Source organism: Arthrobacter sp. SX1312, from assembly GCF_002929295.1.
Lineage (GTDB): Bacteria > Actinomycetota > Actinomycetes > Actinomycetales > Micrococcaceae > Arthrobacter_D.
Map to the genome: position 1 here is coordinate 622,454 of NZ_PJIM01000001.1, position 15,498 is coordinate 637,951.

Sequence of the window (15,498 nt, forward strand, 5' to 3'; positions counted from 1 at the left end):
CAGGCACGGCTCCGATTAAGGCGTCCAGCAACGTCCAGGACAACATCGACCTCCCCTGGGGCAGCTACCTCTACGCGATCTCCACGGTCCACTGCATGAGCGTCTCGCTCGGACTCGGCGGCGACGGGCTCGGCACCGTGTGGGGTGAGCAGCGCGCACTGGCGATGCTGGCCGAGGCCGGCTTCCGGGACGTCGAGTCGAAGGGCGTCGAGTCGGATCCGTTCAACGCGTACTTCACCGCCCGGAAGTAGCCCAGGTCGGATGATGCCGGTGGTCCGGGACATCCCGGACCACCGGCATCGCGCGGTGAGCCCTCCGCGGCCCGGCGGGCAAGGGGTCAGAGCACGTCGAGTGCGTCGAGCCTGATGTGGACCGGGTCTCCCGTCCGCCTGGCGGACAGTGCCGCCCGGCGGGCCCGGAGCAGCTTCGTGATGCCGGCGGCTGCCCGGTAGGAGAAGAAGAGCAGCATCCGATGGCTGCCCTGTCCCGCCAGCGCCTCCGCAGGGGCCGGGACTCCCCGGTCGGCGCCGCGCTTCGGGCCTGCGAGGGCCCGGGCAGCCGCCACGGCGTCCCGGCGGACATCCGGCGGGACCGGCGCGGGGCCGACGACGCGCACGGCACCTTCGGTGTCCAGCCCGTCGAGGAAGTGGGTGAGGGCTTCCCTGGTCCCCGTGAGCACCGCGTACCGGACGCCCGGTGGTAGTCCGAGTTCGTGCCGCTCGGCCAGTTCGCGGGCCGCGGCGCCCGCAGGGTCCCAGCGGACGAGGTGGCCGACGGCGACGTCGTCGTCGCCCGTGATCACCACGGTCCCGCCCGCGGTGGAGGGGCGCGCGAGGATCGCAGCGGAGAACCAGCGGCGCAATGCGTCCTCGCCGGCGCGCATCGACTCGCGGCTGAGCAGGGCGTTGCCGTCGAGGAGGATGACGGCCGCGTACCCTCCCGCGGCCACGGGTTCCGCCCCGGGGGTGGCGACGACCACGGCGGGCACGTCCCGGACGTCGTCGACGATGTGCTCGCCTGCCGAGGAGATGACCGGGACGCCGGGGAACGCGCGTCCCAGTTCCTCGGCCGTCCGCGTGGCGCCTGCGACGGTGGCGCGCATCCGGCCGCCGCCGCACTCCGGGCAGGTCCAGTGGTTGTCGGGGCGCCCGCACCATCGGCAGGCCGGCGGCGCGTGGCGGCTGGGCTGTGCCAGCGGCCCGGCGCAGACCGTGCAGCGTGCGGCGTGGCGGCACCGGTCGCAGGCCAGGGCCGGGGAGAAGCCCGTGCGGGCGACCTGCAGGAGGACGGGTCCGGTCTTCAGCCCCGCCTGCGCCGCCGCCCAGGCGGCGTGGGGGATGCGGGCCTGGGCGGCGAGCGGATCCCGTTCCATCTGGTAGGCGTCGGCGGCGTGGATGACGCGGGGCGCCGCTCGGCGGACCTCGTTGCGGTCGGCCTGGATGGCGTGTGCCCAGCCGGTGTCGACGAGGCGTTGCGCCTCGGTGGTGCGGCCGAACGAGGAGAGCAGCATCGCGGCTTCCTCCTGCTCGGCGCGCAGCAGCAGGACGTCGCGGACGTGCTGGTACGGCGCGCGCTGCTCCACGTGCTGGTCGTCGCCGTCGTCCCACAGGCAGACGAGCCCGAGGTTCCGCACGGGCGCGTAGGCGGCGGACCGCGTGCCGACGGCGACGGTCGCCGACCCGTGGAGGAGGCGCAGGAAGTTTCGGTACCGCGGCGTCGCGCCGTCCTCGCCCGTCAGCCGGGCCACCGCCGACGCCCCGAGGCGGGCCACGAGTGAGGCTTCCACGCGGGCGAGGTCCCGCTGGTCGGGGACGACCACGACCGCTCCCCTGTCCGCGGACGCGGCCGCCGCGACGGCGTCGGCGATCTCCTCGTGCCAGGCCGTGGCACCGTACCCGCCGAGACTCGTCAGGACCGCGCGGGGCGACTCCCCGGAGCGGAGGTGCTGCAGGTAGGAGAGCCCGTTCGTGTAGCGCAGGAAGCTGCCGGAGGACGGCCGTCCCACGGCGACGGGCAGCATACCCGCCGGGGCAGCGGGGTCGGAAGGGTCGGCAGCGTCGGTGGCGGATTGGGAAGGCTGCGGCGCGGTCTCCCCGGCACCGCCCGGGTCGTCGAACTCGGCCTCGACCCGCGCCATGCGCGGAGGTACGGCGGACCGCAGGACGTCGCTCACGGTCCCGACCGAGCGCGCGGCGACCGCCGTCGCCAGGGCGAGGACCTCGGGGGTGAGGACCTGCTGGGGGGAGACGACCTTCGCGAGCGGAAGGAGGGTCGCCGCCGTACTGGCCTCCTGGACCCGCTCCGCGAGGAAGCCGGCATGCTCGCGCCCGGCGAAGCGCACCTTCACCCGGACGCCGGGCTGCGCCTCGGCGTCCATGGCGGCGGGGACCGCGTAGTCGAAGAACCGGTCGAGGTGGGGAAGCTGCGCGTCGAGGATGACCCGGGCGATGGGCAGCGACGACGCCCGCTCGGGATCGGCCTGCGGCAGCCGGGCCGCGCCGAAGCCGTGCAGCAACGACAGCTGCCCGTCCGTCGCGTCGGGCACACGGGTGGTGTGCGTCATGATGCTCCGGCCGCCCCCTCCCGTGTCAGGCGTTGAAGTAGCTCCTGAGCTTGTCCACGCGGTCGATGCGCTCCCAGGTGAAACCCTCGTCCTCGCGACCGAAGTGCCCGTGGGCTGCGGTGCGCTGGTAGATGGGGCGCTTCAGATCGAGGGCGTTGATGATGCCGAGCGGACGGAGGTCGAAGACCTCGCGGATCGCCGTACCGATCCTGAGCGGATCGACGGTCTCGGTGCCGAACGTCTCCACGTAGATACCGACCGGCTGCGCCATGCCGATGGCGTAGGCGATCTGGATCTCCGCCCGGCGGGCGAGGCCGGCCGCCACCACGTTCTTCGCGACCCAGCGCATGGCGTAGGCCGCGGAGCGGTCCACCTTCGACGGATCCTTTCCGCTGAAGGCGCCACCGCCGTGACGGGCCGTGCCGCCGTAGGTGTCGACGATGATCTTGCGGCCCGTCAGTCCGGCGTCGCCCACGGGGCCGCCGATGACGAAGGCGCCACCGGGGTTGAGGATGTGGCGGACCGACGACGCGTCGAGGTCGGAGTCGGCCAGGACCGGGGTGACCACGTGCTCGACGAGACCGGCACGCAGTTCCTCGAGGGACACCTCGGCGGAGTGCTGGGAGGAGATGACCACGGAGTCGATCGAGACGGGGCGGTCGCCGTCGTACCCGACGGTGACCTGGGTCTTGCCGTCCGGGCGGAGGTACGGGAGGGTGCCGTCCTTGCGGACGGCGGTGAGGCGCTCGGACAACCGGTGCGCGAGCCAGATGGGGGCGGGCATGAGCACGGAGGTCTCGTCGCTCGCGTAGCCGAACATGATGCCCTGGTCCCCCGCGCCCTGGGCGTCGTAGGGGTCGACGCCCGTGCCCTCGCGGGTCTCGAGCGACGTGAAGACGCCGGAGGCGATCTCCGCGCTCTGCTGGCCGATGGACACCGACACACCGCAGCGGGCGCCGTCGAAGCCGTTGGCCGAGGAGTCGTAGCCGATGCCGAGGATGGTCTCGCGGACGATCTGGGGGATCTCGACGTAGGCCTCGGTGGTGACCTCCCCCGCGACGTGCACGAGCCCCGTGGTCACGAGGGTCTCCACCGCGACGCGCGAATCCGGATCCTGCTCGAGCATCCCGTCGAGGATGGCGTCGCTGATCTGGTCGCAGATCTTGTCGGGATGGCCCTCGGTCACCGATTCCGACGTGAAGAGGCGCAGGGGGGAATCGATGCTGGGAGAATTCACGTGCTCACTCTACTTGGTCGGAGGGACAGTCCGGCCCGTGGGGGGATCAGCGGGACAGCAGGCGCGCGGCGTGGGCGATCACGGCGTCGGCGACAGCCCGCTTCGAGCCCTGCACTGCGGGTGATTCACCCCCGTCCGCGTCGAGGATGGTGACCTCGTTGGTGTCCTCGCCGAACACCCGGTCCGAGCCGACCACGTTGAGCACCAGGAAGTCGCACCCCTTCCGGGCGAGCTTCGCGCGGGCGTGCGTCAGCGGATCGGCCGAGGGGTCCCCCGTCTCGGCCGCGAAGCCGGCGATGACCAGCGGCTGCGCACCGGCGTCCCGGGCGAGCACGGCCTCGCGGAGCACGTCGGGGTTCCGGACGAGGGTGATGACCGGGTCCGTCCCGTCGTCGTTCTTCTTGATCTTGGTGGCGGTGACCTCGGCCGGACGGAAGTCCGCGACGGCGGCGGCCATGACCAGCACGTCCGTGGCGGGCAGTGCGCCCAGGACGGCGTCGCGCAGCTGGAGGGCGGACTCGACGCGCACCACGTCGCAGCCGGCGGGCGGTGCGACCTCCGCATGGGCCAGGACGAGGGTCACGTGGGCACCCTGGGCGAGGGCCGCCTCCGCCAGCGCCATGCCCTGCTTGCCCGAGGACCGGTTCCCGAGGAACCGTACCGGGTCGAGGGCCTCGCGCGTCCCGCCGGCGGAGATCGTGACACGCTTGCCCTGCAGGCTGCCGCTCCCGGAGGGTGCGGCGGCGGCCAGGGCCGCCGCGAGGATGTCCGCCGGTTCCGGGAGCCGGCCGGGGCCGGAGTCGGACCCGGTGAGGCGCCCCGACGCCGGCTCGAGGACGGTGACGCCGCGCGACCGGAGCGTGCGCACGTTCGCGCGGGTCGCCGCGTGCTGCCACATCTCGGTGTGCATCGCCGGCGCCATGACCACGGGGCCGCGCGCCATGAGGAGCGTGCCCGTCAGGAGGTCGTTCGCGAGTCCCGCAGCGGCCCGCGCCAGGACGTCGGCGGTGGCCGGCGCGACGACGACGAGGTCGGCTTCGTGCCCGAGGCGCACGTGGTTCACCTTGTCGACGTCGTCCCAGACGCTGTTGCTCACGGGGTGGCCCGAGAGCGCCTCCCAGGTGGCCGTGCCGACGAAGCGGGTGGCGGCGTCGGTGGGGACGACCGTGACGTCGTGGCCCGACTCCGTGAAAAGACGGAGGAGGGATGCGGCCTTGTAGGCTGCGATCCCTCCTCCGACACCGAGGACTACGCGCACCGGCTGTCCGTGCTCGGGGCTGCCGGGACTACTCGGACTGTTCCATGGGCGCGGACACCAGCATACCCTCGTTGATCTCGCGCAGGGCGATGGAGAGGGGCTTCTCGTTCAGCCGGGTGTCGACGAGGGGGCCGACGTATTCGAAGAGGCCTTCGTGGAGCTGGGAGTAGTACGCGTTGATCTGGCGGGCACGCTTGGCCCCGTAGATCACGAGGGCGTACTTCGAGTCCGAGGCCTCCAGCAGAGAATCGATCGGCGGGTTGATGATGCCTTCGGGCTGAGTTGACACAGAGTTCTCCAAAAAATAAGGCGGGACCGGCCGGATCAGCGCGCTTCAGCGCTCCAGCGGACGCAGTCCCATCAGTGATACGAGCTCGTCTGCCGCATGCTCCACGGTGTCGTTGACGACGGTGTGGTTGAATTCCGGCTCGGCGGCAAGTTCCAGTTTAGCGGTTTCCAGCCGCTGCTGCTGTTCCTCGGCCGATTCGGTGCCGCGTCCCTCGAGCCGGCGCACCATCTCGTCCCAGCTGGGGGGCGCGAGGAACACGAAGTTGGCCTCGGGCATGGTCTCCTTCACCTGGCGTGCTCCCTGCAGGTCGATCTCCAGGAGCACGGTCCGACCCTCGTCCATCGCGGCCTGGACGGTCCGGCGCAGCGTGCCGTAGCGGTTGCGGCCGTGGACCACGGCCCACTCGAGCAGCTGCTCCTCGGCCACGAGCCGGTCGAACTCGTCCGGGGAGACGAAGAAGTAATGCACGCCGTCGACCTCCCCCGGGCGCGGCGGGCGGGTGGTCGCCGACACCGACAGCCACACGGCGGGATAGTTGTCCCGGATGTAGGTCGAGACTGTTCCCTTGCCGACCGCCGTCGGGCCGGCCAGGACTGTCAACCGGGGCTGTGACACTACCGTTTCCTTACTTTCTGGCCGAGCCAGACTGGTGTTGTTCGAGATACGTGACGAGGGCCTTGCGCTGGTGGATCCCGAGGCCGCGCACGCGGCGGGTCCCCGCGATGCCCACCTCCGCCATGATGGCGGCCGCGCGCACGTCGCCGACGCCGGGTAGGGCCTTGAGGAGATCGAAGACCTTCAGGCGGCCCACGGCGTCATCGCCGTCGGGATTCTCGATCACGTCCGCCACGGAAAGCTTACCGGTCCTCAGCCGGGACTTGATGTCCGCACGGACCGCCCGCGCCGCCGTTGCCTTCTCGCGCGCCCGTGTTCGTTCGTCGTCCGTCAGTGGCTTCAGGCTCAAGGGTGCTCCCTACGCTGGACGGCACCACGAATGGCGGCGACCGCTCGTCGTGTGGCTGGGTCAGGTGGATCGACGGACACGCCTGCGCGTCGTCCGGGGTCGGTGGGGCCCGGCAGGCCCGGTGGAACGAACCTACCGGGCGTACGCCTCCGAAATCAATGCGCCGTCGCGGTCATGCGAGCCCGTCGCGCGTGCGCTCCGCCTCCGCCCGCAGCGTCGCCGCGTCGGGGCCCGCGGCGAGGATCGCACGGCTCGAGGTCGGCAGCACGAACGGCAGGGCCGCGCCGAACGCGGCCTCCAGCTCATGGCGCCCGGCGCCCTGGGCGCCGACCCCGGGGGCGAGGACGGGGCCGTTGAGGGAGGGCAGATCCAGGCCCAGCCGGTGCGCCGCGTCGCCGATGGTCGCGCCGATCACCAGTCCCACGTGTCCGGGTCCGGGGCCGGCGTTCTCGGCGGCGGCCGCATGCGCGATGGACCGTGCCACGGACGCGGGACCGCCGGCGTGCTGCACCGAGCGCCCTTCGGAATTCGACGTCAGGGCGAGGACGAACACTCCGCGTCCCGTCGCGGCGGCGAGGTCGAGGGCGGGCCGGAGGGACTCGAACCCCAGGTACGGGTTCAGGGTGACCGCATCGGCGGCCAGCGGCCGACCCTCCCCCAGCCACGCCTCGGCGTAGGCCCGCATGGTGGAGCCGATGTCACCGCGCTTGGCGTCCGCGATGGTCAGGACACCGGCGTCCGCCGCGCGGGCCAGCAGCGCCTCGAGGACCGCGAGTCCGCGGGCACCGTGCCGTTCGTAGAGCGCGACCTGCGGCTTGAGGGCCGCGGCGACGGGACCGACGGCGTCGAGCACCGTGAGGGAGAACCGCTCGAGGCCCGCCGGGGAGTCCTCCAGCCCCCAGGCCGCCAGCAGCCCGGGGTGCGGGTCGATGCCGACGCAGAGGCTCCCCCGGGCCGCCCGGGCCGCCGCGAGCCGCTCCCCAAAGGGCGCGCGGGCGGCGGCGCCTGCCTCAGGAGGCATCGCGGGCCGCGGTGGACGCCCGGAGGTTCGCCGCATGCTCCTGGAGGCTCGTCACCGACCACTCGTAGGAGCGCATGGCTTCGATCGCCTGCACGGCGGCCCCCACCTCGGGGATCGTCGTGATCACCGGGAGACCGTAGGAGGTCGCGGCCGCCCGGATCTCGTAGCCGTCGCCGCGCGCCTGGCCGCCGGACGGCGTGTTGATGATCATGTCGATGCCGCCCCCGGTGATGAGGTCGACGACGGTGCCCTCGCCGTGGGCCCCCGTACCCTCGGCGACCTTGCGGACCGTCGTCGCCTGGATGCCGTTGCGCCGCAGGACGTCCGCCGTGCCGCCCGTGGACACGATCTCGAAGCCGAGGTCCACGAGCCGCTTGACCGGCATGACGATGGCGCGCTTGTCCCGGTTGGCGACGGAGACGAAGACCTTGCCCTGCACCGGCAGGGCCGCGTTCGCCGCGGCCTGGCTCTTCGCGAAGGCCGTGTCGAAGTACTTGTCGATGCCCATCACCTCACCGGTGGACCGCATCTCGGGACCCAGCAGGGAGTCGACCACCGTGCCCTCGGGGGTGCGGAAGCGGCTGAAGGGCAGCACGGCCTCCTTGACGGAGACCGGCGCGTCCAGCGGCAGGGAGCCGCCGTCGCCGGTGGCCGGCAGCAGCCCGCGCTCGCGCAGCTCCGGGACCGTGACCCCGGTGCCGATCAGGGCGGCACCCTTGGCGAGCTGCACCCCGGTGGCCTTCGAGACGAAGGGCACGGTCCGGGAGGCGCGGGGGTTCGCCTCGAGGACGTACAGGACGTCGGAGGCCAGCGCGAACTGGATGTTGATGAGCCCGCGGACGCCGACGCCCTCGGCGATGGCGAGCGTCGCCTCCCGGACCCGCTGCAGGACATCGGCTCCGAGGGTGATGGGCGGCAGCACGCACGCCGAGTCGCCGGAGTGGATGCCGGCCTCCTCGATGTGCTCCATGATCCCGCCGAGGTACATCTCCGTGCCGTCGTACAGCGCGTCGACGTCGATCTCGATCGCGTCCTCGAGGAAGCGGTCGATCAGGACCGGGTGCGCCTCGGTGATCTCCGTGGCGTTGGTGATGTAGCGCGAGAGGTTCGCCTCGTCGTAGACGATCTCCATGCCCCGGCCGCCGAGCACGTAGGACGGACGCACCAGCACCGGGTAGCCGATGGCGTCGGCGATCTCCTTCGCGTCCTCGAAGGACACCGCGGTGCCGTTCTTGGGGGAGATCAGGCCGCCGGCGTCGAGCACGCGGCTGAACGCACCGCGGTGCTCGGCGAGGTCGATGGCCTCGGGGGACGTGCCGAGGATGGGGATCCCGGCGTCGGCGAGTTCCTGGGCGAGCTTCAGCGGCGTCTGTCCGCCGAGCTGGACGAAGACGCCGAGGACCCCGCCGGTGCGCTGCTCGGCCGCGATGACCTCGAGGACGTCCTCGAGGGTCAGCGGCTCGAAGTACAGCCGCGTGGAGATGTCGTAGTCCGTGGAGACCGTTTCGGGGTTGCAGTTGACCATGACCGTCTCGTAGCCGGCCTCCCGCAGCGCCATCGTGGCGTGGACGCAGGAGTAGTCGAACTCGATGCCCTGGCCGATCCGGTTGGGCCCGGAGCCGAGGATGATCACCGAGGGCTTCTCGTGCTGCGCCACCTCGTCCTCCTCGTCGTAGGACGAGTAGTGGTAGGGCGTGTAGGCGGCGAACTCCGCCGCGCAGGTGTCCACGGTCTTGAAGACCGGGCGGATACCGAGCGCGTGCCGCACCCCGCGCACCACGGCCTCGGGCGTGGAGGTGAGGGAGCCGATCTGGTCGTCCGAGAACCCGTGCCGCTTGGCGCGCCGCAGCACGTCCTCCGTCAGGTTCGGCGCCGAGCGCACCTCCTCCGCGATCTCGTTGAGGAGCACGAGCTGGTCGAGGAACCACGGGTCGATCCCCGTGGCCTCGTACAGCCGCTCCACCGTGGCGCCGCCGAGCAGGGCGCGCTGCACCTGCGACAGCCGGTCGGTGGTGGGGCGTCGGGCCGCCTCGACGAGGGCGTCGACGTCCCCGGCGGGGACCGGCGCGAAGGACAGCTGCGACCCCTTCTGCTCGAGGGAGCGGAGGGCCTTCTGCAGGGCCTCCGTGAAGTTGCGGCCCATCGCCATCGCCTCGCCCACGGACTTCATGGTGGTGGTCAGCGTGGGGTCCGCGGCGGGGAACTTCTCGAACGCGAACCGCGGCACCTTGACCACCACGTAGTCGAGGGTCGGCTCGAAGGACGCCGGGGTCTTCAGGGTGATGTCGTTGGGGATCTCGTCGAGCGTGTAACCGAGGGAGAGCTTCGTCGCGATCTTGGCGATCGCGAACCCGGTGGCCTTCGACGCGAGGGCGGAGGAGCGCGAGACGCGCGGATTCATCTCGATGACGACGACGCGGCCCGTGTCGGGTTCGATGGCGAACTGGATGTTGCAGCCGCCGGTGTCGACGCCGACCTCGCGGATCACGGCGATCGAGATGTCCCGCAGCCGCTGGTACTCGCGGTCGGTGAGCGTCAGGGCCGGCGCCACCGTGATGGAGTCGCCCGTGTGCACGCCCACGGGATCCACGTTCTCGATGGAGCACACGACGACGACGTTGTCGTTCCTGTCGCGCATCATCTCGAGCTCGTACTCCTTCCACCCGAGGATGCTCTCCTCGAGGAGGACCTCGCTCGTGGGGCTGTACTGCAGGCCCTGGCCGACGATCCGGCGCAGGTCCTGCTCGGTGTACGCCAGGCCGGAGCCGAGGCCGCCCATGGTGAAGGACGGCCGGACCACCATCGGGTAGCCGAGGTCCTCGGCGGCCGCCAGGGCCTCGTCGATCGTGTGGATGATCGAGGACCGGGCCGATTCCGCACCGCACCGCGCCACGACGCCCTTGAACTTCTCGCGGTCCTCGCCGAGCTCGATCGCGGCGATGTTCGCACCGATCAGCTCCACGCCGTACTTCTCCAGGACGCCGTTCTTGTCGAGGGCGATCGCCGTGTTCAGCGCCGTCTGGCCGCCCAGGGTGGGCAGCAGGGCGTCCGGGCGTTCCTTCGCGATGATCTTCTCGACGACGTCCGGGGTGATCGGTTCGACGTACGTCGCATCGGCGAACTCCGGATCGGTCATGATCGTGGCCGGGTTCGAGTTCACGAGGATGACCCGCAGGCCCTCCTCGCGCAGGACGCGCAGCGCCTGCGTTCCCGAGTAGTCAAATTCGGCGGCCTGCCCGATGACAATCGGCCCGGAGCCGATCACGAGGACGCTCTTGAGGTCGGTTCTGCGGGGCATCAGTTCTCTTCCTGGGTTGTGCCGGGGTGTGTGCTGTCGTGGCCGGGCCGGGCGCCCGGGCGGTCCTTCTGGGACCGCATCAGGTCGATGAAACGGTCGAAGAGGTACGCCGAATCGTGCGGACCGGCCGCCGCCTCGGGGTGGTACTGGACGGAGAAGGCCGGGATGTCCAGGCACGCGAGTCCCTCGACGACGTCGTCGTTCAGGCACACGTGGCTGACCTCGACGCGCCCGTAGCTGCCGGCGGGCGCCTCGACGGGGCCGTCCAGCGGCGCGTCGACGGCGAAACCGTGGTTCTGGGAAGTGATCTCGACCTTGCCGGTACGGCGGTCCAGGACGGGCTGGTTGATCCCCCGGTGGCCGTAGCGGAGCTTGTAGGTGCCGAAGCCGAGCGCGCGGCCGAGGATCTGGTTGCCGAAGCAGATGCCGAAGAACGGCACGCGTGCATCGAGCACGCGCCGCAGGAGGTCCACCTGCGCGTCGGCCGTCGCGGGGTCGCCGGGCCCGTTGGACATGAAGACTCCGTCCGGCCGGGCGGCCATGACGTCGTCGAACGTCGCGGCGGCCGGCAGGACGACCGTGCGGACGCCGCGCTGGGCGAAGTGCCGGGGCGTCATCGTCTTGATGCCGAGGTCCAGGGCGGCGATGGTGGCCACCGTCCCCCCGGTCCAGCCGTGGTCGGCGGGTTCGACGACGTACGCCTCGTCGATGCTGACCTCCTCGGCGAGCCGCGAGCCCGCCATGGACGGCTGCGCGAGGACCTGGTCGAGGAGGCGGTCCGCGGGCAGGGCGGCATCCGCGCCGGAGAAGATCCCGGCACGCATGGCGCCGCGCTCGCGGAGGTGCCGGGTCACGGCGCGCGTGTCGACGCCCTCGATCCCGACGATCCCCTGCTCGCGCAGCTGGTCGTCGAGGCTCTGCTCGGAGCGCCAGTTGGACGGACGGCGTGCCGCGTCGCGGATGACGTACCCGGCCACCCAGATGCGCCGCGACTCGGCGTCGTCGGCGTTCACCCCGGTGTTGCCGATGTGCGGTGCCGTCTGGACGACGAGCTGACGGGCGTAGGACGGATCGGTGATGGTCTCCTGGTACCCGGTCATGCCGGTGGCGAAGACCGCCTCGCCGAGCGTGGTGCCCTCGGCCCCGTAGGCGCGGCCGCGGAAGGTGCGGCCGTCCTCGAGGACGAGCACTGCGGGTGCCTGTCGGTGGACCGGGGCCGTTGTTGGAGCGTGGCTCACAGGTGTTCCCTGCCTTCGGGGGTCGGTGGAGTGCGGTCGGAGGTGGAGTCGGTGGTGTCGGCGCGGGTGGTGCCCGGGGGCGCTGGGCGGACCGGGACGAGAGCGGCGGTTGCGGCGAGGAGCTGGGCCTTGTGCGCGGCGTGGCGCGTGCGGAACCCGGTGTCCACGCCGAGGGTGCCGAGGCGCCAGGTGAGGATCACGAGCCCCTCCTTCTCGACGAACTTGCCCGTCATGCCGCCCGCGAGCTGCACCGAGGTGAGGTCGCCGCGCGGGATGAAGACGGTACGGGCGCCCGTACGGGTGATCAGGATGCCGTCCTCGTGGACGGAGGCGACGGCGTTGCCGCGCAGGCCCAGCCCGTGGACCGCGATGCGGTCGAGCCAGTCCCCCGCCGTCGTCGTCGCGACGTACTGCCCCTCGGCCTCGTAGAGGACGGGTCCCAGGTCCGCGGACGGTTCCGGGGGCTCGGGGACGTCCGACTGCCGACGCAGCCGGTTGCGCCACCCGAGTCCCATGAGCGTGACGATCACGGCGATGATGCCGAGGGTCAGGGCGACCCAGCCTAGGGATTCCATGCGGCTGCCCCTTCGGTGGCGGGCGTTCCGGACGCGGGTCGGGGGGAGGCGAGGCGCCCGTCGAGGACGGTCGGGTGCCCGGCGTAGAAGGTGGCCCGGACGCTGCCGGGCAGTTCGAGGCCGCGGAAGGGGCTGTTGCGGCCCTTGGTGGCCATCGTGGACGGATCGACGGTCCAGCGCGCGGCCGGATCGACGAGGATCAGGTTCGCCGGCTCCCCCGCGGCGATCGGCCGGCCCTGGTGTCCGAGCCGGCCGATGCGGGCCGGGCCGGTCGAGGTGACCCGGGCGAAGCCCTCCCAGTCCAGCAGGCCGGTCTCCACCATGGTGTGCTGGACGACGGACAGGGCGGTCTCGAGACCCGTCATGCCCATGGCGGCCTGCGCCCACTCGCATTCCTTGTGCTCGCTCGGGTGCGGTGCGTGATCGGTGCCGATGACGTCGATCGTGCCGTCGGCGAGGGCCGCACGCAGCGCGTGGACGTCGTCGGACGTGCGCAGGGGCGGGTTGACCTTGTAGACCGGGTCGTAGCTGCGGACGAGCTCGTCGGTCAGGAGCAGGTGGTGCGGGGTGACCTCGGCGGTGACATCGATGCCGCGGGCCTTCGCCCACCGGATGATCTCCACGGATCCGGCCGTGGAGACGTGGCAGACGTGCAGGCGGGAGCCGACGTGCTGGGTGAGCAGGACGTCGCGGGCGATGATGCTCTCCTCCGCGACGGCCGGCCAGCCGGCCAGGCCGAGCACGGCCGAGACCTCGCCCTCGTTCATCTGGGCGCCCTCGGTGAGGCGCGGTTCCTGCGCGTGCTGCGCGATGACGCCGTCGAACGCCTTGACGTACTCGAGGGCGCGGCGCATGAGGACGGGGTCGTGGACGCAGATGCCGTCGTCCGAGAAGACGCGGACGGCCGCCCGGGATTCCGCCATGGCGCCGAGTTCCGCGAGCCGCTCGCCGCCCAGGCCGGCGGTCACCGCCCCGACCGGGCGTACCTCGACCCAGCCGGAGGCGAGGCCGAGGCGGTACACCTGCTCGACGACGCCGGCCGTGTCGGCCACGGGAGAGCTGTTGGCCATGGCGTGCACGGCGGTGAATCCGCCGAGCGCGGCGGCGCGGGAGCCGGTCTCGACCGTCTCGGCGTCCTCCCGGCCGGGCTCGCGGAGGTGGGTGTGGAGGTCCACCATGCCGGGCAGGGCGATCAGCCCCTCCGCGTCGACGGTCCCGGCGTCCGACGGTGCCTCCGCCGTCGCTGCGGCGCCCACGGCGGCGACGACCCCGTCGCGGACGAGGACGTCCTGGACGTCGCCGCCCAGGACGGCGGCGCCCCGGATGAGGTAGGCGGAGGGGATGGGGTCGGTGGTGCGGGTGGTCACAGGGTGCGGCCTTCCAAGATCAGGGCGGTCGGGTCGTCGGTCTCGTCGTCGTGCTCGTCGTGCGGGTCCCCCGAGAGGAGGAGGTACAGCGCGGCCATGCGCACGGAGACGCCGTTGCGGACCTGGGCGAGGACGGTGGAGCGGGGCGAGTCCGCGGCGGCGGAGGAGATCTCGAGGCCCCGGTTCATGGGCCCGGGGTGCATGATCACGGTGTCGTCCAGGCCCATCGTGTCCAGCAGTGCGAGCCGCCCGTCGTCGAACCCCCAGCGCCGTGAGTACTCGCGGGTCGAGGGGAAGAACGCGGCGTTCATGCGCTCGGCCTGCAGGCGGAGCATCATGACGGCGTCGGGCCGCTGGGCGAGGGCGTCGTCGAGGTCGTAGAACACGGTGCAGGGCCAGGACGCGATACCGACCGGGAGCAGGGTGGGCGGGCCGGCGAGGAGGACCTCCGCGCCGAGCGTCGTCAGGAGCCAGACGTTGGAGCGCGCCACCCGGGAGTGGAGGACGTCCCCGACGATCAGGACCTTCATGCCGGCCAGGGTGCTCCCGGCACTGGGCATGCCCCCGAGCCCCGCCCAGTGCCGGCGCAGCGTGAAGGCGTCGAGCAGGGCCTGGGTGGGGTGCTCGTGCGTCCCGTCCCCGGCGTTGACGACGGCGGCGTCGATCCAGCCCGACGCCGCGAGCCGCGCCGGTGCGCCCGAGGCCGGATGGCGGATGACGACGGCGTCGGCGCTCATGGCCTCCAGGGTCTGCGCCGTGTCCTTCAGCGACTCGCCCTTGGACACCGAGGATCCCTTGACCGCGAAGTTGATGACGTCGGCGGAGAGGCGCTTCGCCGCGGCCTCGAAGGAGATGCGGGTGCGGGTGGAGTCCTCGTAGAAGAGGTTCACCACGGTCCGGCCACGCAGCGCGGGGAGCTTCTTGATCTCCCGCTCCCCCACCGCCGCCATCTCCTCGGCGACGTCCAGCAGCCGCAGGGCGTTCCTCGCGGAGAGGTCCTGCGTGCTGAGCAGGTGCTTCACGCGCGGTCCTCGATGACGACCTCGTTCACGGCGGAACCGCCGATCAGGTCGATCTCCGCGAGATGCACCCGCACGCGTTCCCGGGACGACGTCGGGAGGTTCTTGCCCACGTGGTCGGCGCGGATGGGGAGTTCGCGGTGCCCCCGGTCCACGAGGACCGCCAGGCGGACGGCGCGTGGTCGGCCCAGGTCGGCGAGGGCATCGAGGGCCGCCCGGATGGTGCGCCCCGAGTAGAGGACGTCGTCGACGAGGACCACGACCTTGTCGTCGATGCCCGACGGCGGCAGCTGGGTCGCGAGGGGCGAGCGCGTGGGGTTGCGGCGGAGGTCGTCGCGGTACATGGTGACGTCGAGCTGACCCGTGATGAGGTCCGGGTCCACCGAGGAATCCACGGACGCGATCTTCTGGGCGAGGCGCTGGGCGAGGGGGAAACCCCTGCGGGGGATGCCGAGGAGCACGAGGTCACGCGAGCCCTTGTTCGCCTCGAGGATCTCGTGGGCGATGCGCGTGAGTGCCCGGTCTATGTCTGCTGCTGCGAGAACAACGCGCTTGGTGATGCCGGATTCCGAGGCAGGCATGGTCATAACACGCTTCCTCCTTCCCCGCCTCACTGGACGGAACTTAAAGGGTGGCTGCGGCTTCAAAACTACCACAGCGGCGCTTGCC

The 15,498-nt window shown here is 71.8% G+C and carries 14 protein-coding genes; 1 reads left to right on the forward strand and 13 read right to left on the reverse strand.

The window, feature by feature from the left end:
- The first annotated feature begins 95 nt into the window (after positions 1-95).
- A complete protein-coding gene (locus CXQ92_RS03000) occupies positions 96-251 on the forward strand; it encodes a hypothetical protein (RefSeq protein WP_258069680.1) in 156 nt (51 codons plus the stop codon).
- 86 nt (positions 252-337) lie between these two features.
- On the opposite strand, the gene CXQ92_RS03005 is transcribed toward CXQ92_RS03000, so the two are convergent.
- The 13 genes from CXQ92_RS03005 to pyrR form a co-directional block, all read right to left on the reverse strand.
- Positions 338-2,563: a primosomal protein N' gene (locus tag CXQ92_RS03005; RefSeq protein WP_104165165.1), complete on the reverse strand. Its 2,226-nt coding sequence runs from the start codon at positions 2,561-2,563 to the stop codon at positions 338-340.
- Positions 2,564-2,588: 25 nt separating this feature from the next.
- The gene (gene metK / locus CXQ92_RS03010) at positions 2,589-3,800 is read right to left on the reverse strand and encodes a methionine adenosyltransferase (protein ID WP_104165167.1); all 1,212 of its coding nucleotides are present in this window, start codon (positions 3,798-3,800) and stop codon (positions 2,589-2,591) included.
- Positions 3,801-3,846: 46 nt separating this feature from the next.
- A complete protein-coding gene (gene coaBC / locus CXQ92_RS03015; RefSeq protein ID WP_104165169.1) occupies positions 3,847-5,058 on the reverse strand; it encodes a bifunctional phosphopantothenoylcysteine decarboxylase/phosphopantothenate--cysteine ligase CoaBC in 1,212 nt (403 codons plus the stop codon).
- A gap of 28 nt (positions 5,059-5,086) precedes the next feature.
- Positions 5,087-5,347: a DNA-directed RNA polymerase subunit omega gene (rpoZ, locus tag CXQ92_RS03020; RefSeq protein WP_104119687.1), complete on the reverse strand. Its 261-nt coding sequence runs from the start codon at positions 5,345-5,347 to the stop codon at positions 5,087-5,089.
- A 45-nt stretch (positions 5,348-5,392) separates the two neighbouring features.
- Positions 5,393-5,962, reverse strand: coding sequence for a guanylate kinase (gmk, locus tag CXQ92_RS03025; RefSeq protein WP_181033535.1), 570 nt, complete (start codon positions 5,960-5,962; stop codon positions 5,393-5,395).
- A 10-nt stretch (positions 5,963-5,972) separates the two neighbouring features.
- Complete coding sequence (gene mihF, locus CXQ92_RS03030; RefSeq protein ID WP_043445530.1) at positions 5,973-6,311, reverse strand: integration host factor, actinobacterial type; 339 nt, start codon at positions 6,309-6,311, stop codon at positions 5,973-5,975.
- Positions 6,312-6,483: 172 nt separating this feature from the next.
- The gene (pyrF, locus tag CXQ92_RS03035) at positions 6,484-7,332 is read right to left on the reverse strand and encodes an orotidine-5'-phosphate decarboxylase (protein WP_104166666.1); all 849 of its coding nucleotides are present in this window, start codon (positions 7,330-7,332) and stop codon (positions 6,484-6,486) included.
- Positions 7,322-10,630 (reverse strand): carbamoyl-phosphate synthase large subunit, encoded by a 3,309-nt coding sequence (gene carB, locus CXQ92_RS03040; RefSeq protein WP_104165173.1) that lies wholly within the window; start codon positions 10,628-10,630, stop codon positions 7,322-7,324. Before carB ends, pyrF begins: the two co-directional genes overlap by 11 nt.
- Positions 10,630-11,868, reverse strand: coding sequence for a glutamine-hydrolyzing carbamoyl-phosphate synthase small subunit (carA, locus tag CXQ92_RS03045; RefSeq protein WP_104165175.1), 1,239 nt, complete (start codon positions 11,866-11,868; stop codon positions 10,630-10,632). Before carA ends, carB begins: the two co-directional genes overlap by 1 nt.
- Positions 11,865-12,443 carry a hypothetical protein gene (locus CXQ92_RS03050; RefSeq protein ID WP_258069681.1) on the reverse strand — a complete coding sequence of 193 codons (579 nt, stop codon included), beginning with the start codon at positions 12,441-12,443 and terminating at the stop codon, positions 11,865-11,867. The genes carA and CXQ92_RS03050 overlap by 4 nt, the downstream gene beginning before the upstream one ends.
- Entirely contained in the window at positions 12,431-13,810 is a 1,380-nt protein-coding gene (locus tag CXQ92_RS03055) for a dihydroorotase (protein WP_258069682.1), read from the reverse strand. Before CXQ92_RS03055 ends, CXQ92_RS03050 begins: the two co-directional genes overlap by 13 nt.
- Positions 13,807-14,832, reverse strand: coding sequence for an aspartate carbamoyltransferase catalytic subunit (locus CXQ92_RS03060; protein WP_104165177.1), 1,026 nt, complete (start codon positions 14,830-14,832; stop codon positions 13,807-13,809). Before CXQ92_RS03060 ends, CXQ92_RS03055 begins: the two co-directional genes overlap by 4 nt.
- Positions 14,829-15,416 (reverse strand): bifunctional pyr operon transcriptional regulator/uracil phosphoribosyltransferase PyrR, encoded by a 588-nt coding sequence (pyrR, locus tag CXQ92_RS03065; protein ID WP_104165178.1) that lies wholly within the window; start codon positions 15,414-15,416, stop codon positions 14,829-14,831. The genes CXQ92_RS03060 and pyrR overlap by 4 nt, the downstream gene beginning before the upstream one ends.
- Positions 15,417-15,498 lie beyond the last annotated feature (82 nt).